At 37.2% G+C, this 23,919-nt stretch carries 18 protein-coding genes; 9 read left to right on the top strand and 9 right to left on the bottom strand.

Annotated features, from left to right (window positions below; genetic code table 11):
• Positions 1-434 precede the first annotated feature (434 nt).
• From betI to MT390_RS13895, 5 genes are all read left to right on the top strand, one after another.
• Positions 435-1,043, top strand: coding sequence for a transcriptional regulator BetI (betI, locus tag MT390_RS13875; RefSeq protein ID WP_499441719.1), 609 nt, complete (start codon positions 435-437; stop codon positions 1,041-1,043).
• A complete protein-coding gene (betB, locus tag MT390_RS13880) occupies positions 1,031-2,497 on the top strand; it encodes a betaine-aldehyde dehydrogenase (protein ID WP_166372075.1) in 1,467 nt (488 codons plus the stop codon). The genes betI and betB overlap by 13 nt, the downstream gene beginning before the upstream one ends.
• An 8-nt stretch (positions 2,498-2,505) precedes the next feature.
• Complete coding sequence (betA, locus tag MT390_RS13885) at positions 2,506-4,191, top strand: choline dehydrogenase (RefSeq protein WP_499441721.1); 1,686 nt, start codon at positions 2,506-2,508, stop codon at positions 4,189-4,191.
• A gap of 269 nt (positions 4,192-4,460) precedes the next feature.
• Complete coding sequence (locus MT390_RS13890; protein WP_499441723.1) at positions 4,461-5,678, top strand: BCCT family transporter; 1,218 nt, start codon at positions 4,461-4,463, stop codon at positions 5,676-5,678.
• A gap of 149 nt (positions 5,679-5,827) precedes the next feature.
• On the top strand, positions 5,828-6,307 hold the full coding sequence (locus MT390_RS13895) for a MarR family winged helix-turn-helix transcriptional regulator (RefSeq protein WP_166372072.1): 480 nt from the start codon (positions 5,828-5,830) through the stop codon (positions 6,305-6,307).
• A gap of 49 nt (positions 6,308-6,356) precedes the next feature.
• Here the strand turns inward: MT390_RS13895 and MT390_RS13900 are convergent, their stop codons facing one another.
• The 3 genes from MT390_RS13900 to MT390_RS13910 all read right to left on the bottom strand — a co-directional run bounded on the left by MT390_RS13900 (position 6,357) and on the right by MT390_RS13910 (position 9,913).
• Positions 6,357-7,067: a nitrate- and nitrite sensing domain-containing protein gene (locus MT390_RS13900; RefSeq protein WP_499441725.1), complete on the bottom strand. Its 711-nt coding sequence runs from the start codon at positions 7,065-7,067 to the stop codon at positions 6,357-6,359.
• A gap of 1,071 nt (positions 7,068-8,138) precedes the next feature.
• On the bottom strand, positions 8,139-9,551 hold the full coding sequence (locus tag MT390_RS13905; RefSeq protein ID WP_499441726.1) for an esterase-like activity of phytase family protein: 1,413 nt from the start codon (positions 9,549-9,551) through the stop codon (positions 8,139-8,141).
• A 59-nt stretch (positions 9,552-9,610) separates the two neighbouring features.
• Positions 9,611-9,913: a hypothetical protein gene (locus tag MT390_RS13910; RefSeq protein ID WP_499441728.1), complete on the bottom strand. Its 303-nt coding sequence runs from the start codon at positions 9,911-9,913 to the stop codon at positions 9,611-9,613.
• Positions 9,914-10,810: 897 nt separating this feature from the next.
• On the opposite strand from MT390_RS13910, the gene MT390_RS13915 reads away from it, so the two are divergent.
• Positions 10,811-12,868, top strand: a complete 2,058-nt coding sequence (locus MT390_RS13915) for a bifunctional 2',3'-cyclic-nucleotide 2'-phosphodiesterase/3'-nucleotidase (protein WP_499441730.1) — start codon at positions 10,811-10,813, stop codon at positions 12,866-12,868.
• Between the two features lie 169 nt (positions 12,869-13,037).
• Here MT390_RS13915 and MT390_RS13920 read toward each other — a convergent pair whose 3' ends face one another.
• On the bottom strand, positions 13,038-14,270 hold the full coding sequence (locus MT390_RS13920) for an Nramp family divalent metal transporter (RefSeq protein ID WP_499441731.1): 1,233 nt from the start codon (positions 14,268-14,270) through the stop codon (positions 13,038-13,040).
• A gap of 254 nt (positions 14,271-14,524) precedes the next feature.
• Between MT390_RS13920 and MT390_RS13925 the strand changes: the two genes are divergently transcribed.
• Positions 14,525-16,249 (top strand): GGDEF domain-containing protein, encoded by a 1,725-nt coding sequence (locus MT390_RS13925; protein WP_499441733.1) that lies wholly within the window; start codon positions 14,525-14,527, stop codon positions 16,247-16,249.
• A gap of 39 nt (positions 16,250-16,288) precedes the next feature.
• Here the strand turns inward: MT390_RS13925 and MT390_RS13930 are convergent, their stop codons facing one another.
• Entirely contained in the window at positions 16,289-17,710 is a 1,422-nt protein-coding gene (locus MT390_RS13930; RefSeq protein WP_499441735.1) for an MDR family MFS transporter, read from the bottom strand.
• A 455-nt stretch (positions 17,711-18,165) separates the two neighbouring features.
• Between MT390_RS13930 and MT390_RS13935 the strand changes: the two genes are divergently transcribed.
• Positions 18,166-18,417: a hypothetical protein gene (locus tag MT390_RS13935; protein ID WP_499441737.1), complete on the top strand. Its 252-nt coding sequence runs from the start codon at positions 18,166-18,168 to the stop codon at positions 18,415-18,417.
• A gap of 231 nt (positions 18,418-18,648) precedes the next feature.
• Here MT390_RS13935 and MT390_RS13940 read toward each other — a convergent pair whose 3' ends face one another.
• The 4 genes from MT390_RS13940 to MT390_RS13955 form a co-directional block, all read right to left on the bottom strand.
• Positions 18,649-18,900, bottom strand: a complete 252-nt coding sequence (locus MT390_RS13940; RefSeq protein ID WP_166372060.1) for a DUF2498 family protein — start codon at positions 18,898-18,900, stop codon at positions 18,649-18,651.
• Positions 18,901-19,657: 757 nt separating this feature from the next.
• Positions 19,658-20,644, bottom strand: a complete 987-nt coding sequence (locus tag MT390_RS13945; protein ID WP_499441739.1) for a hypothetical protein — start codon at positions 20,642-20,644, stop codon at positions 19,658-19,660.
• A gap of 271 nt (positions 20,645-20,915) precedes the next feature.
• Positions 20,916-21,716, bottom strand: coding sequence for a peroxiredoxin family protein (locus MT390_RS13950; protein ID WP_499441740.1), 801 nt, complete (start codon positions 21,714-21,716; stop codon positions 20,916-20,918).
• A gap of 109 nt (positions 21,717-21,825) precedes the next feature.
• On the bottom strand, positions 21,826-22,680 hold the full coding sequence (locus MT390_RS13955; protein WP_499441742.1) for an alpha/beta fold hydrolase: 855 nt from the start codon (positions 22,678-22,680) through the stop codon (positions 21,826-21,828).
• A 271-nt stretch (positions 22,681-22,951) separates the two neighbouring features.
• On the opposite strand from MT390_RS13955, the gene MT390_RS13960 reads away from it, so the two are divergent.
• Positions 22,952-23,536, top strand: a complete 585-nt coding sequence (locus MT390_RS13960; RefSeq protein ID WP_499441765.1) for a TetR/AcrR family transcriptional regulator — start codon at positions 22,952-22,954, stop codon at positions 23,534-23,536.
• Positions 23,537-23,919: the final 383 nt, after the last annotated feature.

Here is a 23,919-nt window from a genome sequence, read left to right on the forward strand (position 1 = left end):
CAAATGAAACTCGAAAGTATTCGAAAACGAATACCATTAATCAAGCTATTTAATTAACACCCACGACATCATTTCCTCCCCTTTCTAAGTAAAATTTAACCAATAACAAACAAAGATCGCGCTTAACAAAAACATACAACTTGTACTATCCGACAAATAAAACAGAAAAAATAGTTACAACAAGAACTATTTTAACTACAACTATTTTTTTACATTTAGCTTACAAATACAGGTCCAAATCATTGCTAAACAATAACTTATGACAAAAAAAGAGATTTAAAAGCAACAAAAAACACTCATTCCATTAACAAAAAATGTAAAGGGAATGCAAATTAGACCTTGATAGTTAGTGCACTAATCATTAGGATTGTTATTAATTGAACGTTCAATTAATAACGTTTTATGACTCATAATAAATAAAAGGGAAGTTATTTATGGCCAGACCGGCTGTCAAAGAAGTGCGACAACAGCAACTGATCGACGCCACATTAACGTCAGTTGAGCATCATGGTTTACAACACACCACTATCAATACCATCAGTGCCATAGCAGGTATGTCGTCGGGCATTATTAGTCATTACTTCGGTGGTAAGCAGGGCTTAATAGAAGCCGCACTCAGATATCTTCTCGATCAATTAAAACAAGCATTATTAATCAGAATTTCAGATAAGCAGTTATCCCCTGTGGATCGCCTTGCAATGATCGTCGAAGCAAACTTTACCGAATTACAGCGTTCAAGTGCAGCAACAAAAACCTGGTTAAGTTTTTGGTCTCAAGCGATGCATGAACCAGGCTTAGCAAGATTGCAAAATATCAATAGTCAGCGTTTATACAGTAATTTACTGTTTTGTTTTAAACAGTTATTACCGACTTCAGCAGCCATTGACGCAGCCAAACAAACTGCCGCTGTAATTGATGGTTTCTGGCTTCGCAGTGCGTTAAGCCCCGCACCAGAAGAAGACTTCAAACAAGCTCAAATTTTATCTAAAGCCTTTATTAATACTGTTCTTAAGCAGTATGGAGAAAATCAATGTCATCATTAATCGTTTATCAAAATTACGTACATGGCCAATATATCGCCAACGGAACCGGTGAAACATTTGAAGTGATTAACCCTGCAACAGGGCAAGTTAGTTACTTAGTAGAAACTGCGACAGAAGCAGTACAACAAGCAGTGATCGCCAGCTCAAAAGCAGGGTTTGCTACTTGGTCAGCAATGACAGCAATAGAACGAAGCCGAATTTTACTTAAAGCAGTGGCTTTATTACGTGAAAACAATGATGACCTTGCAGCAGGCGAAGTATTAGATACGGGTAAACCATGGCAAGAAGCTTCAGAAGTTGACGTTGTAACAGGCGCTGATTCTATTGAATTTTTTGCAGGCCTCGCGCCAAGTATTGAAGGTAATCAACAAACCGTCGGCGACGATTTTTATTATACCCGTCGTGAGCCTTTGGGTATTTGTGCCGGTATTGGGGCTTGGAACTATCCGATACAAATTGCCTGTTGGAAAGCAGCTCCTGCTTTAGCCTGTGGCAATGTAATGATCTTTAAACCTTCAGAAGAAACACCACGCGGGGCGATGCGCCTAGCAGAAATTTTTACTGAAGCTGGTGTGCCAGATGGTGTTTTTAATGTTGTACAGGGTGATGGACGCGTTGGTGCCTGGTTAACCGGTAATGAAGATATCGCTAAAGTTTCTTTCACTGGTGAAGTGGGTACTGGTAAAAAAGTAATGGCAGCAGCCGCTAGCTCACTGAAAGAAGTGACCATGGAATTAGGCGGTAAATCACCGTTAATCATTTTTAATGATGCTGATATAGAAAATGCCGTTTCTGCTGCAATGCTAGGCAACTTCTATACACAGGGCGAAGTATGTACCAATGGTACACGTGTATTTGTACAAAAAGATATTTACCCACAATTCATTGAGCGTCTGGTTGAGCGTACACAGCAAAATATTATTTGTGGTGACCCAATGCAGCCGGAAACAAACTTCGGTGCGTTGATTTCAAAAGACCACCAGCAAAAAGTATTGGATTACATTGAAATAGGTAAAAAAGAAGGCGCAACGTTATTGACTGGCGGTACAGCATTACAACCAGACAATGCCCCTCACGGTTATTTCGTAGCACCGACAATTTTCACTGACTGTACAGACCAAATGACAATCGCTAAAGAAGAGATATTTGGTCCTGTTATGTCTGTACTTACCTTCTCTGAAGAAGAAGAAGTTGTGAAACGTGCAAACGATACTCACCTAGGGTTAGCAGCGGCCGTCTTTACCCAAGATATTACCCGCGCTCACCGTGTGATACACCAAATTAAAGCCGGTATTTGCTGGATCAATGCTTACGGTGCTTCACCTGCTGAAATGCCTGTCGGTGGTTACAAAATGTCAGGTATTGGCCGAGAGAATGGCAGTGAAACATTAAAAGCTTATACCCAAATTAAAGCGGTATATGTTGGTATGCAAAATCTTGAAAGCCCATTTTAAGGATGACTATGACTACAACAAATTATGATTATATTATTGTGGGTGCAGGTAGCGCAGGTTGCGTACTTGCAAACCGTTTATCAGAAGATGCAAACAATCAAGTTTTACTACTAGAAACAGGTGGTAGTGATAAGAGCATTTTTATTCAAATGCCAACTGCCCTCTCGATTCCAATGAACACCAAAAAGTATGCATGGCAGTTTGAAACTGAAGCTGAACCCTTTTTGAATAATCGTCGTATGCATTGCCCTCGCGGTAAAGTATTAGGCGGTTCATCATCAATCAACGGTATGGTTTATGTACGTGGCCATGCACGTGATTTCGATGAATGGCAGCAAGCAGGTGCTGATAATTGGGATTACGCTCACTGCTTACCTTATTTTAAGAAAGCAGAGACTTGGTCATTTGGCGGTAATGATTACCGTGGTGACACAGGTCCACTTGCCACTAATAATGGCAACAATATGAAAAACCCATTATATCAAGCGTTTGTTGATGCCGGTGTAGATGCCGGTTATTTAGCAACTGCTGATTATAATGCGGAACAACAAGAGGGTTTTGGCCCCATGCACATGACCGTCAAAAATGGTGTGCGTTGGTCGACTGCAAATGCTTACTTAAGACCTGCAATGAAACGTAACAACCTCACCGTCGTGACTCACGCATTAGTGCATAAAGTATTGCTTGAAGATAAAAAAGCAGTTGGTGTTCGTTATGAAGTGAAGGGACAAATAATCGATCAGCTTTGTAATAAAGAAGTGTTATTGAGCGCAGGCTCGATTGGCTCGCCACATATTTTGCAATTATCAGGTATCGGTAAAGCAGAAACATTACAAGCAGCGGGTATTGAGCAACAACATGAATTACCTGGTGTCGGTGAAAATCTGCAGGATCATCTTGAGTTTTACTTCCAGTTCAAATGTTTAAAGCCTATTTCACTGAACGGTAAAATAGATCCGCTTAATAAATTATTAATTGGTATTCGTTGGATCTTAAATAAATCAGGTTTAGGTGCAACCAATCACTTTGAATCATGTGGATTTATTCGATCTAAAGCGAGTTTAGAATGGCCAGATCTTCAATATCACTTTTTACCTGCAGCAATGCGTTATGACGGTAAAGAAGCGTTTGCCGGGCACGGTTTCCAAGTACATATTGGCCATAACAAGCCTAAAAGCCGTGGTGCAGTCAAAGTTGTTTCAAGTGATGTCAATGTAGCGCCACAGATTCAATTCAACTATTTATCACACCAAGATGATATTGAAGGCTTTAGAGCCTGTGTTCGTTTAACACGTGAAATTATTAATCAACCGGGTTTAGATGAATATCGTGGTGAAGAGATCCAACCTGGACTAACAATACAAACAAACGAAGAAATTGATGAGTTTGTCAGAAGCTCTGTTGAAAGTGCTTACCATCCTTCTTGCTCATGCAAAATGGGTGAAGATGAGATGGCAGTAGTTAACTCAGAAACTAAGGTGCATGGCATCGAAGGACTTCGTGTTGTTGATTCATCGATTTTCCCAACTATCCCTAACGGTAACCTAAACTCACCAACGATCATGGTCGCAGAGCGAGCAGCAGATATTATTTTAGGGAAGACATTACTAGCGCCTAGTACGGCAAAAGTAATCGTAGCCGATGATTGGCAAACTAGTCAGCGACTAACCGCACCAAAGCGTAAAACTAGTTAATAGCCACCAGCTTTTAATCTTTTGTCATCAAATGCGTTACAACAAACGATGGCAAAAGCGAGGTAAAAGGTCAGCCTAAGCAATTAATGCAAATGACCTATTAAACTACGTTATTTTTCAGGGTTTAACTATCGTGACCGATATCCATTATCAATACGATACTTAAGGTTTGAGGGCAAGACTGTCTTAAAAATAATGGCGTAGCGTTTTAAAACATAAAACAAGGAATTATCTATGTTTATCAACACTATCCACTGGGAGGCTACATAATGACTCTTTGGTTATCAACCGGCATTTTGTTCGTTTTTGCCGCCATTGCCTTTATCTTATATCGTTGGGGTAATATGCAATGTATTGGTGTCACGCCAGTGCGTAAATTTACCTTTATCGCAATCTTATTTACCTCTGGTTTAGATGTAGGTTTGATCATGTTCCCGCTCACTGAGTTTGCAGGTTATGCGGATATAGCGACAAGTCCTGAATATGGCTTCACTAATCCGCTCTCTATTGAGTTTGGATTTTGGGCATTCTTGATTTGGGCTTTCTACTTTGTGACTTGTTTCTACTTTTGTGTCATTGAGCCAAGAGTTAAATTTTTCGAAGTGCCGCTGATCAAGTTTATTAACAATGTTGTTATTATTGGTACCTGTGCCTTTACCGCATACTTACTATTAACTAACTTACCTTGGTATTTACCAGGTATTGGTGATGGTGAATCGATCGTTGGTAGCTTTTACTTAATCGTATTCTTAGCGATCGCAGCGGCTGTATATTCAAGCACAAGTATTCGTTATGTACGCATTTTAAGTTTAGGTAGTAGCTGGTTATTCTTTGCACTAATCCTCATTATGTGGTCTGGCGCTTTCTTATCTGATAACTCAAGTGTTGGTGAGTTCTTTACTACCTTTGGATTGATAGGTGATTACTTTGCTAATATAAATCATTTTGTCTTACCGCTTAATGACTACCATGAGTTTTACCTTTTCTGGTGGTTCGCTTGGAGCATCATGATTGGTCAATTTACCTCTCGTTTTGTAAGTGGTATGAGAACTTATCAAGTACTAGCAGCAATGATGATATTCCCTTCTATCCCAATTGCGATTTGGTTTACTGTACTTTACTACTACAGTGCAAATGCAATCTCGACAGCAGGATTTTATAACTTAGCTATGGTCATTGTAGGTATTACCTTTGTAATAAATTCACTTGATTCACTGGTTCGTTTATACACTGATAACTTAAACTTAACCGTACAACGCTTTGGTAAAATTCCTTATATCGTTGGTAACATTACGTTATTGAGCGCTTTAACTTTACTATTCAAATTAGATTTTTTACAAATCCAATGGGTAGGCGCGCTAGCAATTGGCTTAATTTTAGGTTGTTTTGGTTACATCTTGATAGGCCATTACCGTAAAGTATCTGATATTGAACGCTCTCCAAAAGAGAACAAAATTGACTTTACTAAAATTGAGTTAATGGATTAATACCATCAGAACTTTATAAGTTTAACCTTCTGCGTTAATTATTAAGCAGATGATCAAAAAAGCAGAATAATGACCTTCATTATTCTGCTTTTTTTATATGAGAGTTACGGTTATTTTTGTTATGCTACGCAAAAAATAAGGTTGAATTTATGGAAAAGCACGAGCAATTATTAATTTCTTTACGCCGAGTGATCAGAGCGATCAGTATTCACTCTCGTCAATTGAATAAAGAATCAGGGTTAACGGGACCTCAGCTATTAGTAATGAGAAAAATTGCTCAACTAGAAGCGCCGCTTGCCAAACAAATTGCCCAAGAAATAACGCTCAGTGCCGCCACTGTGACCACTATTATCGATCGCTTAGAAGCACGCGACTTCGTGATCAGAACGCGTAGCAAAACAGATAAACGTAAAGTTCATTTATCATTAAGCGAAACCGGAAAAATTGTTCTCAGCTCGTCACCCCAACCTTTGCAAGAACACTTCATTAAACGTTATCAGCACCTTGAAGAGTGGGAACAAAGCCAACTATTATCCGCAGTAGAACGTATTGCATCAATGATGGATGCGACTGAGCTGGATGCAGCACCAGTATTATTGGTGGGTACTATCCAAGATGGTGAATCTTAATGGAGCACTTTAATAGAGAACTTTAATAAAGAGACAGGTACGATATTAGTCAAATAACCTGCTTTATTTGTTCTATTTGATGTTTGAAAATGTCATCTAGTGATTTGATGCTGTTGCTAGCCAATGTAAAATATTGTTTCTGACTGATGGTTATTTTATCCGCTTCAATTAATTTACTTTCAATTGCTTCCATTAAACACAATATTGTTGATATCGCAGCCGTTAATAAGAGTTTATGCTGTTCTTTTTCACTCTCAAGTGAACCTAGTTTTGGCAATACATCATTGATTATTTTTTGCATTTTTTGCTGCAAAAAAGATAAACGGACTTTATCCAGATCAGAGCACTGCTTTTTAGTCGCAACACCGACTCCAATGGCTCTAGACTGCCCAATCGTTTCAGTTGCTCTTATCAACTCTCTCCACACCAACCCGATATGCCTTAATTGCTTTAACGACATAGCATTTAAATGTTTATGCTCCGCTTCATCTTCCAACAGGTATATTAAGTTAGCGATCATCTGTGTATGTTGTTTAAAGGTGTTCTCTGCATCATTAGTATTACCTGGCTGATTGACACGCCCCCAATGATCCACAAAGGAATCCCAATGCCCACCTTGATTGGATAGCATATATTGTTGCAAGTGTTTAATATCACTATTAGCTTGTTGCTCAAAAGTAAGTAGCATCGCTTTTTTACTTTGATCTCCGTTTAACCAAGCAGAGCTTAAACCTCGATAAGTTTGTACTGCTCCGATCAACGACTTTAAATAAGTAATATTAGCTAGGCCCTGTGTTTGTAATATTTTTTTGCTTATTTTTATAGTGATGTAACAGTACCAAACACAACACCATCAGTAATAAAACAATGATATAGATTGTCATATCCATGCCCTCACTTTGCCTCTAGCTATTCAACAACTTCATTGGGCTTATGCCCATCCCTCTAAATAACAGATCGTTGTTGTTGGTTAACCTATACCCAATACCATTCAAGATGCTTGCCTCACAACTTGCCCTGTGGGTCGTTAGCTCGAAAAGCAATTCAGCGTTGCAACATTCGATAAGGACTAGCCATTTAAGATGTAAAGACTTGTTTTTACATCTACCGGCAGAGGATTAACGTAGTTAATCGCTCGATAGGTCATCATGTTACGCCTTGCCTTGCTGTCCAAGCTAACGACTGAATAAAGCATATCGATTGATAACGGGTATATATCGCTTCTAATCAATATTTGAACACATACTTAATGGAATAAATATGATCTTCAGCATTAGCCTTTGTAGAAGTAAATAAAACAGTCGATATATTATTCGCTCAATATTAATCCTGTTTATTAATTCTAATCATTATTATTTAGGTACAAAAAACATACCAAAACTTAACTTGCTGATAATAATAAAGAACATCTGAGCTGTGAATTAATAAGTGCAATACCATGGTGCATTTTTTGAAATGAAGAATCAGATGAGTGCGTGCTTAACTAATATAATGACGATTATTACTCGAATTCAAGAAACAATTATTGTGAAGAGAAAAGATATTATTAGTGGCATGATTGGGTAATAGTTAACTATTACGATTGCAAGTAGTACAGTAATACTCTTTTTTAACAGTAAGTTTTTCACCAGCAAGCATAATTAGATTAATAGGCTGATTGATTTATAGGTAAATTGATAGGTAAATTGATAGGTAAATTGATAGGTAAATTGATAGGTAAATTAATATAATGAAGCAGATACCTTTCAAGATGAACAATTAATTACCTTGAAAGGTATATAGCGATTTTACTTCAAGGAGCTGCTACAACAGTCCCCTGAAGAATAAAGCTTTATTCTGCCAATAAATTCTTTTTAATAATGAAAAGTCGGTTAGCATCCACGGTGTTTTTATCCAGATACTTTTGCTCTAATTTTCCATCCGTTGACCAAGTCGCAAAATCATCGTCATTTAATACGCCTAAATGTTGATTATCAATGACCCACAAACCTTCCATTTTATCGTGTGCATAACCAACCTCCTCGACCATATCAACGATCAATTTTTTGGTGACTGGTTTAATGCCCTGTTTCGCCAATGCATCCCAACCATGCTTTTGCACATATTGCTCTAACGTCAGTCCATCAATCAGTAAACCATGGCTTTCATCTTCTTTCATAGAAGAGGATAACGACACACTAGAAAGCGCAGTCCCAGAAGTAAGATCAATTCGATATACCTGCTTTTGTGCATTAGGGTTGGCTTTTTTAGGGCCACCAAAAAGGAAGCTACCATCTCGCTCAACCACTAAAAATTTATTGGCAGTTAATGCCGCTATTTCTGAATTAGCATTTTCGGCTTTCTCTTGGCGATAAAGATATTGTTCAGTTTCACCATTAGTTAAATTGACGCTAACAATTCGAGTAAGGTCGCCCTTTTGTGAAGCTTTATCAGGGTTCTTCATGCTTGATTGCATAATACCCACCAGCGTTGTTTGATCCGGTGTGATCGCTAAACCTTCCATGCCTCGATTAGCACGACGATGTTGAAATACAGCAGGTAAATGTAACAACGAACGCGTGTCATCTTTAAAGGCATTAATACGTGTAATCTCTTCGCCATCACGGTCAAAGTGAACAATATGTGGACCATATTCATCGCTCACCCAAAATGTTCCATCTTTCAAGGCCACTAGTCCCTCTCCATCTAATCCATAATCATCTAGTTTAATAGGGTTAGTTGCAGCGTTATAGGGTAGTTGGTCATTCACTAATACGGGACTTCCATCGGCATGATAAGGAGTTTCACCAGTCCCTCCTAGCGCAGAGCTATTAGGTAAACCAGAAATGACACTGCCATCAGGACGCTTTAATAAAATGTCCTTTATCTGCACAATTTCGCCATTCAATTTCACTTCAAATAGTCCAATACGAGGAGTGTAATCAGCAACGGGAAAACTCTTCCCTTTACCATAATCACCTTGATGATTGGCATTAGGACCGCGGTCTGTTAATGCATAAAATTGATTTTTTTGAGTTGGATGAGAAGTCATCGCTGAGCCATATCCACCGTTACGTATTTCAAAAGGCTGCAGCGTTTTTGCATCTTTTAAGTCTGCGCGTAACACTGAATAGGGCAAATCACTGCCCTGCTTAGGAAAGGTATCTAAAATACTATCCATATCCGCAGCTACACTACGATTAGCAGCACTAAATAACACTAATGCAGAAACAACACTCACTAAACCAATTTTATTTATTAACATTTGATACCTTATAGCAATTTATTATTTATTCGCTAAAAGTACTCAATAAATATGACGATTTAATGAACGTTAGAAATACTATTAATGAAAGGGTGTGTAGAGATCCAGGGCCAGGCAAAAAATAACATGAAGGGAGTCAGTAAGGTTGTAATGAAGCCTGCGGCAATGCCACCATAAAGTATCGCGACTATCACTGCGGGATAAAAAATAAACCAAGTGATCTCTTGATCAATAAACCGCAACAACCCAATCAATAACAATAAAGAAAAACCAATTAATACCAACGCAATAAGAACGTGTTTGATATGTTTAAAAACAAAAGAGAGTGCGTTAACGCTATCAGTATTTTTCATTTCATTCATCCCCACCTCTTTAATTATTAGTATGAAGATAGTCTTTTGCTAATAAATGACATTCATTAATAACATGCCTATATTGGTTTAAAAGTAGAATCTGTATAGAAAACATCAAGGATAAGAGTAAATAGCATACAGCAAAATAGCCTAATTCGAGGTAAAAGTTAATATAAATAGATATTATTAACGTCAAAAATTACCCACCCTAAATGAGTACTCTCATCACATACGGTCATAATTTCATATTGCAGAGATCAGATCATTGAAAATAATTTTTAATATTTAAATCTAAGCTTTAATAAAAAACACAAAAAATAAAATGTTCATGATGACTTAAAAAGTGTTATTTAAAACAGCTATTATGTCATACTTTAATGACCTAAAGTTCAAAGCAGAAATAGCCCTCTAATATCTAACTCCCTTAGTATTTACAATGCTCAAAAAAGTAAATTAAAAATATTTATTGATCCTTTCTACTCCTTATTTTCATTCATTATCCAATGCCTAAAGACTTTAAATAATACAATTAAGCAATGCTTTTAAAGCCTTCAAAAAAATAGGCTAATAAACTCCACCCATCAATTTCAATAAAATAAAACACCTTAAAATCATAACCTTAAAAGTACAGCAATCACTAAAAACAACATATTTTGTTAATGAATAACACCCTCAGAATAATAATCATCGTTACTATTAACTAGCTCACACTTTAGGTTGTCTTGATTACTTAGGCTAAATAAGCACCAACATAAAAGTGTAACTAACGTGATTAATAATATCGCCTTAGCCTGTAACGGTAGTGATGCATATCGCCAATTAAAATTGGAAGAATGATGCCTCAGACTTGAAGCTAAACCACTTTTTGAAAACGGATCTTAAATATAAATATAAGGGAACAATATTTTGAATAAAACACTTCTTGCCATGTTAATTTCATCAGCAATCGGTCTTCAAGGCTGTAACTCTAACGATACTGATGACACCTTTTCAGCCCAGTTACGTGTACTTGAGACATCAGATATTCATGCCAATGTGATGGATTATGATTATTACCAAACAAAAATGGACATCACAATCGGTCTTGCGCGTACAGCAAGTTTGATCAAGATTGCTAGATCAGAGGTTGATAATACGTTACTTGTTGATAACGGAGATTTATTACAGGGCAGCCCAATGGGTGACTACATCGCAAGTGAATTCAATGATGGTAATGAGTTCACCACTCATCCAACGCATAAAGCGATGAATTTGTTAGATTACGAAGTCGGCAACATAGGTAATCATGAATTCAACTACGGACTAAGTTTTCTTGAAAAAGCAATTAACGGTGCAAATTTCCCTTATATAAACGCCAATGTTTACTGTCAAGCAGACTGTTGGAATGACAAAGAAGCAGGCGATAATTTATTCACACCTTACTTAATTAAAAAAACGCTAATAACTGATAACAATGGTGAAGAACGTAGTATTAATATTGGTTATATTGGTTTTGTTCCACCACAAATCCTGCAGTGGGATAAACAAAATCTTGATGGAAAAGTTACCGTTAAAGGTATCGTCGAAACCGCTGAGAAATTTATCCCTGAAATGCAAGCGGCAGGCGCAGATATTATTATCGCGATTCCTCACTCTGGTATTGGATCAAGTGAGAACCCTAGCGACGTTAATGCAGAAAATGCCACCTATGCGTTAACAACCGTTGACGGTATCGACGCCATCATGTTTGGCCACAGCCATTCTGTTTTCCCAAGTGCACAGTTTGCCGATATCCCAAATGTTGATATAAAAAAGGGATTAATTAACGGTATTCCTGCGGTAATGCCTGGACGATGGGGCGATAACCTAGGCGTTATCGATTTTGATTTAACATACAGCAACCAAAAATGGACAATAAAAAGTGCCACATCCGAGTCACGCCAAATCTATGCACGCAATCAAGAAAACATTAACGTACCCGTGGTTGATGCAGATAAAGATATACAAGATGCAGTCGCTATCGAACACGCTGCAACCTTAGACTTTGTAAATGCCCCAATCGGTAAAGCTGATAGTGATATGTACAGTTACTTAACCTTGGTACAAGACGACCCAACGGTTCAGATTGTTTCTAATGCACAGATGCAATATGTTAAAGATCAAGTAGCAGCATCGGATAACCAATCACTCAAAGGATTACCAGTGTTGTCTGCTGCCGCTCCCTTTAAAGCAGGTGGCCGACATAGTGCAGGTTCAGATGCTGATTCTTATGTTCAAGTACCGAGCGGCGACCTAACTTACAAAAATGCAGCCGATTTATACCTTTATCCAAATACAGTCGTTGCACTTAAAGTGACAGGCGCACAATTACAAGATTGGCTAGAGTGTAGTGTTAATCAGTTTAATCAAATTGATAAAAATAGTACCGAACCTCAATACTTAATTAATTGGCAAGATCACCGTACTTATAACTTTGATGTCATTGATGGAGTCACTTACAAAGTCGATGTTACTCAAGCCAGCAAATTTGATGGTGACTGTGCCGTTATTAACCCTAATGCTCAACGTATTGTTGATTTAACCTATACCGATGATCAAGACAATGAAATCACAGGCGACGAGCTAGCAGCCCAAGAATTTATTATTGCGACCAATAATTATCGTGCATTCGGCGGTAAGTTTGCAGGTACAGGTAGTAATTATGTGGTGATGGAGCAACCAGATACTAACCGTGATGTGTTGGCGGCTTACATAACTTCTGAAACAGAGGCTAACGGAACTGTTAATCCTTCTGCAGATAATAACTGGGATTTTCTAGATATTGATGCCTCAGTGATATTAGATGTTCGTTTTGAAACACAAAATAGTGAAACAGCAGATAGTTTTATTGCAACCTACGGACAACGTTCATTAACCAAACGAGCTGATAGCGATGAACTAGGATTTGCGGTTTATAATATTGATTTAACACCTACAATAAAATAACACAGTTAAACAAGATTAAAGTGTGTACTACTAACCAATCTTTAACAGGCAATTTTTAGCCTGTAAAAAGAGCCAAACAAAAAGCTTGAAAGCGTCTGCTTTCAAGCTTTTTTAATTCCCTAAGCACTAACCATTACCCACTAACCAATGCCCAGTAAAATAGATTAAGTTACAACATTTTCCAGATAACAAAGGTGGCAGCAAAGCCAACCAGATACAATAAACCTAACCAACTTAAGCTTCGTAATAATGGACCATGTTTAATACTTTCTTCAGAACGAACCAACTTAAAATTAAGCCAAGCAAATACAGGGGTCGTCACAAAAGCCAGTGTCATAGCAAAGGTTAGCATTGGGGCTAACGATGATTTAAAGAATAAAATAACCGCCATCCCTGTAAAAGATTGCAATAATAACCAAATATTCAAACTATGCTTAGATTGCTTAAAACCTAACAACTTATGAGACTCATTAAGCGTTCGAGCATAACCATCAAGTACCGTTAAGGTCGTACCAAATAAACACAGGAAAGCAATAATAGACACTAAAGGACGTGCCCATTCACCGATGGTCATGGCATACATATCAATAAGTTGTTTCGCAAATGCAACACCACCTAATACAACCGTACTACTTTGTCCGTATTGAACTAATACGCCTAACCCAAAAAAGACTAACGCGAGTCCAGCCGTTAGCCAATAGCCTACATTAAAGTCGAGTAAACCTTGCTCTCTAGTGATCACCTGTTGCGTTTGCTTTTCCTTTAACCATAAAGAGCTTAATGCAGAAACTTCAATAGGTGCTGGCATCCACCCCATTAACGCAACCATAAAACTTAGCATGACTAATTCATAGGGAGATGGGCCAACATAATCAGCAGGTGCCATCGCACCATTATTAAAGGCAATAATAAAAGCAATCACTGTAGTAATAGTCAGGACCACCATAATCACTTTGGCGACATTATCTAGCGCTTTAAAGTGCCCAAGTAATAAAATAACTAAACAGACCGCTAAAATTAACCAACATAATAAAGTAATAGAAACACTAACGGGCAAGGCATAATGCAACAGGCTAGCGGTTAATAAAATCACCCCTGCCGTATTAACTATCGCAGCGATTATATTGAGTACGATGAAGCTATAGAAAAACCATGGGCCTCGACTTTGATAACCTTCGATTAAACTTTTACCTGTGGCCAATGTATATTCAACACCAAACCGGAAGAAAGGATATTTAAGGACGTTAACGGCAACAATTAACCATAACAATTGCCAACCAAAAATAGCACCAGCTTGTGTAGAAGCAACGAGATGAGAGCCACCAATAGCAGCAGTAGCCATTAATATACCGGGGCCAAAAGCATTAAGACGTGATTTTAGGGTTGATACGGATTGATTCATGAAAAACTCTAGATGTGCATTAATATGGACAGCTAAGATACAGAAATTAATGCGAATAAAAAAGAGTCAGTTGCTATTTTTAAAAACTTTAAAGCCCGCTAATTGGTGGGTTCAGGAGCAGAGTGGCATAAGCGTTTACTTAGTAACCTATTTCATAGTGAATTACTTTATTTTGTTAACTAATCATGTAATATCATTTATTAATATACAATAAAGTGAAATCATCATGAAAATGACAAATATTTTGAAATATTATGCCGATATATGACCCTACCCGTAACAAAACTAGCTTAAAAGCTTTTAACGTATTTGTCTTCGTCAGCCTTTTCATCGTTATATTTTCTGGTCTCTATTACCAATATACTTCATCTAATGAAAACACCTCTGCAAACTTCAAAAATACTAGCTACAACAAATCATTAGAAATAAGAGAAAAGTTTAGATTAATCTTCGATAAACTAGAGTATCAATTCATTCAATCTGAAGCAGAAAACCTTTCAAAACTGGATCGGTTATTCGAATTATATAAAAACCAGAAAGAAGACTTCGACCTCAAAAAAATTGAAAGAGAATTAAACAAAAATGTAGATTTTGGTCAGTATGAAATATTCATGATCAATAAAGAGTACATTATTGAAAAAGCCTCTTATGAAAAAGAAATAGGGCTTAATCTGGGGCAATTCAAAAGCGTCAAAAGTCTATTTGACGATATATTCAATAAAACCATTAACATTGATATCTCATCGCCTAAACTCGACATGGATTCAAGGCTCAAAAGATACCTTATTAAATTATCCGATGATGGAAAATATATTCTTCAAATAGGTTTTTCATTGGATTATAGTAATGAAATAAACAAGCAATTACATTACCTTACCTCTGACGCAAGCAAAACTAATTTATACCTAGCCACTGAATTTTTTATTCAAGATATTAACGTAAAATCGACAGATTTCAGTTCTAAGTTTGAGCATAATGAATATTGCAAAAAGATCACCAATGAGTTTTTATTAGACATCAACATTCCCCTAAAAGATCAACGATTAGCTGATCTTGCCAAGGTCGATACCAGAGACATCAGCTTAAATAAAGCCTTACAAAAAATCATACCATTGAATGAAGAATTAATAAGTTTTGTAGATAAAACAGAAAATACAATGAACTTTTACTCAGCGACTAGTTCACTATTTGGCAATGAAAGTGGCACCTTATTATTTATCAAAACGTCTTTTCCTATGGAGCCTTTAGATAAAAGTTTAAACGATAACCTGAGTACCTTTTTATTCATTACTATTTTAGTATTACTGGTGTTAATTTTCTGTGAGTGGTTTAAAGAGAGAGAAATAACATCAAAAATCACCTCTATCACCAAGGTGATTCAAACCAATCAGATGATTGAAAATGAAACATCGGCAATTAAAGATATCAGCATTCTAATCGATAGCTATAACAGTATGTTAACAAGGTTAAATGACCAAATTAGAATCAATAAAGAACTATCCTATATCGACCCCTTAACCGAAGTTAAAAATAGGAAAGCTTACGATGAAAAAATTGAAGAATTAGTCTCTTTATATAAAAGGTATGGCACAACATTCTCCATAGCTATTTTTGATGCCGACGACTTTAAAGAGATAAACGATACTTACGGTCATAGCTTTGGAGATGGCGTATTAAAAGCGATCACCAAAACGCTAAGGTGCAGCATTAGAAATGACGATATGCTTTTTAGAATAGGGGGTGAAGAGTTTATTGTGATCTTCCCAAATACAACCTTGATAGAAAGTAAAATCGTGATTGAAAAAATCAGGATCATAATAAATGAAAGCCTGACTTATCAAGACAAGGCTAATGTCACGCTTAGCATCGGTTTAACTGAAATTAAAGAGCAAGATAATAAAGATTCAATCTTCAAAAGAATCGATAACTTTTTGTATGTTTCCAAAGGTAACGGCAAAAACCAAGTTACCTTTGATTAACCTTAGGCTGCTTGAATGCTTTGAGTGAACTCCATATGTTTATTCGTTAGCGAGTAAAATTAAAGGCGCACGAGCAGCATTAAGCGCAGCCAAAGTAGTGATCACAGCAGCAACATAAAAAGCCGTTTGAAATGCATTAATAATCGGTTCCTGTGGGCCACTACGTAACATCTCAATACTGGTATTATGATCAAACTCTGGAAGCAAGGTATAAATCAAAACACCAAATAAAGCAGTACCTACCGCAGCACCTAAATTACGCGACAAAGACGCTAATGCAGTCACTGAGCCTATATTAGCTTTACCAGCAACAGTTTGAATCACTAATTGAGTAGTAGGCATAACAGTGCCAAAGCCAATCCCACAAAACATACCTAGTATTGCTATCAACATAGGCTCAGGCGGTATACTTCCCAATGCAATAAAACCAGCCGTTGATAAGCTCATTCCCACTACTGGAATATATTTAGGTACACCTGTTTTAGCCATCACACGTCCACTGATCAACGCGCCAGAAATTTGCCCAACAGTTAACGGTAATAACAATAATCCCGAAGTAGCAGCATTAGTCTTTAAACCTAACTGTAAATAAATAGGCAAGAAAAAAATCAATGCAAACATACAAGCAGCAAACAACATCGAAGTGATTAACGGAATATAGATAGCGCGATTTTTAAGTAGCTCATTGGGTAAAAATGGCGTCGAATGGCGAACTTGATTGCGATAAAAAACAACCGCTAATAACAAAATGAGGACAAGGTAATAAGCACTGTTCAAAGATAACCATTCAAAACTTTGCCCTGCAACCGAGACCCAATAAAGAAATAAACAACATAAAATGGGAAAAGTCATCAGCCCAACCCAATCGATAGGTCGATGGCGATGTGCTAAATCCACTTTAGATGTTAAACGCATTAAACGCCAAGCGGCAATCGCAGCTAATGGAATGTTCGCCCAAAATAACCAATGCCAAGAATAATGGGTGACCACTAAACCACCTATCACCGGTCCGCCAATACTTGCACAAGCAAACATAGAGGCAAAATAACCCTGGTATTTAGCACGCTGTCTGGGTGGAATGAGTTCACCGATCAGCGCTTGAGAAAGACTCATCAAGCCACCGCCACCGAGACCTTGAATAATACGGCCGATGATCATATGCGACATGTTTTCAGCCAACCCACCAACGATAGAACCAATACAAAAGATACCCAATGCCCAGACTAATACATTACGACGCCCGTAACGGTCTCCTAACCAGCCATATATAGGAACAGATGCCACGGTAGCAAGTAGATAGCCAATCGCTATCCATGAAGATAAATGAAGCTGACCAAGATCACCGACAATACTAGGTGTCGCTGTTGCCAAAATAGTTTGATCCACGGCAGCCAAAAACATCGGTAAAAAGACCGCAGAAAAAAACACTAAAAAGGCTTGTCGCGTTAAAGGCTGATTCATGATACTGGAAGAGATAACGAAGATAATAGGTTCAAGTTGACGCTCATTATTTTAATGATTAATAGTTTCAAATCGTTTCTTAGATTCGCATAATAGTTAGCAAATCAAAAAATTAGCAGTTTAAAAATTAACAGCTTAAATAATGACAGATTACCAAGACACATCAACCTATTTCTGATCGTAAAAGTGCTACAGATATAAGCACAACAGAACTGACATAATTAAACTTAAGGTGAAAGTAACCCCCAGTGTAAAGAATTCGCTTAGTAATTATAAAACCTAAGAGGGCTAAAAGGATGACGCAGATTTCACTTTATAACTAGGCATTATTATCAATAGTTATATAGCAGAGAAGCCCCTTCTCTGAGCCAAAGATTGCCTTAAAAAAGTAAACACCGTAACATTCCAACAATAATTTATTTGGCAACAAAAAGAATAACAATAGGAACAGCGATATGAATAACAATGCAGAGATAATTTCAACGTTAACAGAGTTAGAAAATTTTTTAAAACTCGTTGAGAACGGTGGACTAGGGCTTACGAACATCGAAGGTGTGGCATTAGCAACAAATAATAAAGACGGGCGCCGCTTCGTCGCAGTATTAGATGATAAGCATCAATTACTGCTTTCACGCTGGGTTACAGAAGAGGTTTTTCAAACAGGCCAAGATTTAGTACGCAATGGCACCAGCCCTACTCAGCATTAACACAGAGCATTTAAATAGAAATATTTAAAATGGAATAATGAGGATTAGCAATAAGCGCTGCCCTCATTAATGTTAAAAAGGCAAAAACAAAGATCTGCTCCACGGCCTTCTCCTGTCAAATAGTTCATGGCGAAAATTTCTGTGATTAGTTCTTTTTATTTGCCTACTTTATTTTTTTGCTAAAAGTAGACACATAAGATAAGAAGAATGGAGTATTTTGTTATTACGCTCTCAATCAACTAACGTGTATTTATTTGAGAAATGGTGGCAGAGCCATTTGTATAGGTTGAATGCAGTCATACTTTTTGCTGTTGGTAGACCCTCGTCATCTAAAAAGGATTCCCCTTTAAAGGTGATCACACCATGTTGTTCTGACACAGCTTCTACCTTAATGCCTTCGATAAAATCTTCATGCTCTGGTAACTGTGCATTGGCTAGTTTAATAATGTCAGCACTATTAATTGTTTGTTTATCGTTGCTCATTGCTTTATTCCTGTAATGAATACTTATGAGTAATATATTACCCAGAGTCACAGGTAAACCGCAAGTTAAAGCAGCAAACTGTTAAATAATCGAGATTGCCATTATTATGCGAATTTAAGAATATTAATAAATTAGAAATTCAAACTAATAAATTTTGGGAGATAAATTAAGAAAGCTAATAAAGTTGAATAGTGAGTAAAATTTTTGAAGATATGGAACAGGGGAGGGATAGGCACCTTCGAAAAAAACCAATAAGAAAAATAAATACAATTAGTTACATAACAAACGAAACAACAAAAAGGTTACATTAAATAAAAGCCACCAGATGATTAAAGAAAATAGACTAAGACTGGGCTACATCATGCCGCCTACCGTAACTCGAGGCATTGATTTTAAATAACTTAATATAAAACTGTGATCAACATACCCCTGATTATACCCACAATATATTTGATTGAATAATTCACCTTAATTGCTAACCGTTGTTACCGCACCATTACGTTGCCAAAATTGATTAGAAAAAGCAAGATTATGCAGATTGGATTTGAAACATCTCGTTACTACCATTAACTCGATTTTGGACAGAAGAAAGTTAGAGTTATAAGTCTATTGAGCGGAGTTCAGATTAATGGATGTATGGCAAAAACTTCGGTAGTGTTCCCTAGATCTCAGCAATAAGCGACACACGCTTACTTGTTAAATATTCTCTACAGCTTCATTTACCTATACAGGAAAAGGGCCCTTACGGACCCTAGTCTTATTTAATTTTATTTATCGCTTCCAACATCGATGTGATTTGATACTTAGGCACCTTGATCACCTTTTTTTGTTGTCCGTATACTTGGACCTCGAAGCCGTCTTTGTTCTTCTTAACATAACTCAACGGAACAGAGACTCCGACCGTTTCATAAAGCTGACAGCCTATAATTCCACCGCAGTTTCTAACGTCTGTATCAATTCGAACTAGCGTTCTTTTGTTTCCATCGTCACTGATCGCTCTATCAAAATTAGCCCAGTCTAAAAGCATAATTTCAGTATAGATCTGAATTTCTTTCGGCATCTTAGACAAATTGCTATCGCTCCAAGCGCGTAGCATCAACGAATCTTGATATTCAGTTGTGATAGTCGCAGTTTTCGCGAATTTGTCGACGTCGATCTTTGCTTTGGGCTCATATGCTTTAACATTATCAGGACCGTAGGCAAATTTAAAATCTTCTACAGTGACTTTTGTTTTATCTGTCTTCTCAAGCGTCCCCGCTTGCTCGCCTGTTACATAGCCATAGTGAGTATGGCCGCGAAACCAATAAGCATGACAAGATTCAGTAATAATAGCGCTCTTTATGTTTGACTCAAATTCAACCGAAACGTCGTCAATGGTGGTTACTTTTTTGTACGGATTTTGCGATTTAAACTCTTTTGGGGCCAATATACCAGTGAACTTAAATTTTGCGCCAATCAACGGTACATAATCAGCGTCGGTATATTTATAATTTGAAGAGTCTGAGGCTACATTAAAATAGAGCTTTGAATATTTGTCTTGCCCAATATATGAAAATTCAGGCCCCGGCATTGCTGCATATCCCGCCGCATTACACTGGCTTTCATCAATTTTTGTTACTGGTTGAGAAAAGCTAAATGACGAACTAGTTGTTGCTTCAACATTTCCGCTTTGAGTGTCCGTTCCCGTTGTTTGACATGCTGCAAGCACTAGCGTTGACGCCACCACTAACAATTTGTTTCTCATGTTAATTCCTTTTAAAAAATTGACGTGTTTCACCGATGATTTTTCTCATATTATCGCTATTTTCACACCCTTTCCACTGGTCAATGATTAAAAACACACGACTGTTTAACGTCTTGACCGACTAAATAGGGATGAGCTCCGTTTGTTAATAGGATATGTATGAGCTTTTACTCTAACGAATATTGGGGCAAAATAACTAAAGCCGAGAGTCAGGTCTTTCATTGTGCCTTTCCAATAATTATACGTGCTAATATGCTAATGACTTTTGTTATTAACCTTTAGAAAAATTAGCTTTTATCGCACCCATTACCGCATCTTCACTTGCGCGTAAACGATAATCCTCTGATTGGTCAATCCATACAATCTTCCCGCTGTCATCGATTAATATCGAGGTTGGAATAGACATAGGTTTATATTTCATTTTCCAAGGCAGTGGCATAGACATACCAAACATACTAATCAGATTTTCCGACGTTGCGCCTAATGCTTTGTGATGTTCAACGCCGTATTGTCGGATGATATTTAGTTCAGGATCTGCCACCAAAGTGTGGCTAATATTATCGCGTATTTTGTGCTTTTGTTGTTGTTCAGCGGTATCGTTAGAAATACCGACTATTTGAATGTTATATTTATCTAGTTTAGGTTTAAGCGCTTCAAACATAACCAACTCTGCCGAACAATAAGGGCACCATGCACCTCGATAGAATTTCAATAATGTGCGCTTACCTGCCAGTGAGCTAGAGTCAAAATTTTCAGTGTTAAAGGCTAAAAGATCATCGCCTACCGCGATTTTAATATCGCCAATAGGTGTTTCTGCTGTAGAAAGAAAAAAAGTAAACATCGCGCTGGTTGATAATACATAAAGTGCGATGAGAATGATGAAAACGGTTGAAATCACCGATGTAGGTGTTGTAAAAAGTGTACTTATCGTCCACACCGACGATAAAGAGCTAATGGCCATTGCACTATTAAGAAAAACAGGATTCTTTGCTGCTTTATTCTGTTTTAATTTAGAGAAGTAATGTACCAATGCAATATTTAATAAAACGAAACTGACGATAGAAAGTAGCATATTTATATGGTCCTAATATTATAAACAATGGGGAGTGATACTTTACTCCCACATAAAATCATTGAAGTTATCGTCCAGTTAAACGTTAACAACATAGTTTTATAAAGCTCTAGCCAAGTAGTAACGTTAAGTACTCTTTTTCGGCATCAATTTGCAGGAAGTGACCCGCCTGTTCGATTTTATCGACCGTCACATTTTTAAATGTATTTAAAAGGATTGTACCAGGACCTTCCCACGGTTGATTTGGATCTTGCATCGCCCAGATAAGGTGCACGGGGAGGTTTACTTTTTTCAGAGCCTCCATGTTCGCCAGCGTATCTTCCTTAGTTAAACTACGAAGCAGGTTTGCAAATTTAACACGGCCCGTTTCAGTGTTTAGTTTTGAATCAAGAAATACTGTTTCCAATACTTCATCAGTTATCTGTTGTTGATTGACAAAAGTTGCACGAACCAAAGGGGCAAGTTGTTCTGCAAGCATTCCGCTTTCTGCTGCTATCTCAAACTGCTGTGCATTTGCCGCATCAATCAAACCTTGCATTGCAGGTACTGGCCACGTATCTGCTGTTATCGCGTTGGATATTGTTGCTTTTTGAAAGACAGCTTCATTTGCTACCATCAAACCTTGAGCGACACCACCACCAATATCATGAGCGACAAGCCAGATATCCTTCCAACCTTGCACAACAATCCAGTCATTGAGTAAATTTGCACTTGCTTGAATACCATACTGGCTGTTATCAGTAACGTTTGTTTCACCAAAACCAGGCAAGTCAGGAGCAACAACAAAGTATCCTTGAGCTGATAACGCTTCAATTGTTTTAGTCCAAAGTAATGCATTCGCCGGAATACCATGAATTAATAACGCGACAGGGTTACCTACCTTCCCAGCTTGAAGTACAGAAAGGTCTGCACCATTTACTTGATATGATACTCGGTTGATTACGTCTGATTTGAATGCGGTCATTTTTTTCTCCAATTAGTTATTTAAAACGTTGAACTTAGTAAAAGATAAATTGATTGTCTCTCGTTGATGAAGCGAACTATAATTCAACTAGAACGAGTGTTCAAGATAAATCTTGAACGATCGTTACAGCCAACCAGTAATAACTAACTATTTTATTGATTTTATTAATGTAATTTATTTTTCCTGCCTGAATATATGTATTTCTTATTTACTCTGATAGGATAAAAAAATATACTTGAACATGTGTTCAATTTATAGCTAAGAGTCTATGATGGTAAAAAAAGCAAAGTTTGATCGCCAAGAGGTAATAAATAAAGCCACAAACCTGTTTTGGAAAAAGGGTTTTCATGCGACATCAATGCGTAACCTACAAGATGAAATAGATATGCGGCCAGCCAGTATTTACGATACCTTCGGCAGTAAAGAGGGGTTATTTAAAGAAGTATTACGCAATTATACCGACATGGGGCTAGCAAAAATTAGACAGTGTCAAGATGAGGATGACTCGTTATTAGAGTCACTGAAAGCTTTAGTGAAATCACAAGTGATAGCAACACAAGCTAACTCAGCCAATAGTGTGTGCATGCTGGTAAAAACACTAAATGAATTAACTGAAGACTCTCAAGAATTAGTGGATATCACTAAGGCACATCTAATGGAATTTTTAGCAGAATTTGTGCTTATATTAGAAAAAGCAAAAACATTGGGTGAACTAGATCAAAGTAAAGATGTTCAAGTGATCGCAAATTATTTGCAGATCCAAATGACTGGCTTACGCGCTCACGCTAAAATAATTACTGATAAAAATGAGTTAGATGGAATGATAAATTCCATGTTTAAACATTACCCTTTTTAAACAGAGAGTTATTTATTACGTTAAGTAAATAACGAAATATCACGCAACAAACGATACTCTTTGGTATTAACTAAACAGTGCTAGAATTTTCTGATCTGAAATCCAAATTAGTGGCAGTGTTTGGATTTGAAAAGGCATTAACGCTTTGACTTGCCAAACGATTGCATACATCAACGGAGTGTATTGTAACCAATGTAATCAGTGACTCTGCGACCTTAGCCAATATTACGTTGAACACAATAGTAGTGCATTATTAGGTTAATTTAATTGATTGATATAGAGCTCGTTTGTTTAATATTTTTATAATTTACCGATTTAACATTATAACAGTAATCAAATGGCAAAAAGAGTCTGTATTGCGGCAACAAAGCCGGACTTAAACA

This window comes from Vibrio sp. 2-Bac 85 (genome assembly GCF_037546705.1).
In the GTDB taxonomy this organism is placed as follows: Bacteria; Pseudomonadota; Gammaproteobacteria; order Enterobacterales; family Psychromonadaceae; genus Psychromonas.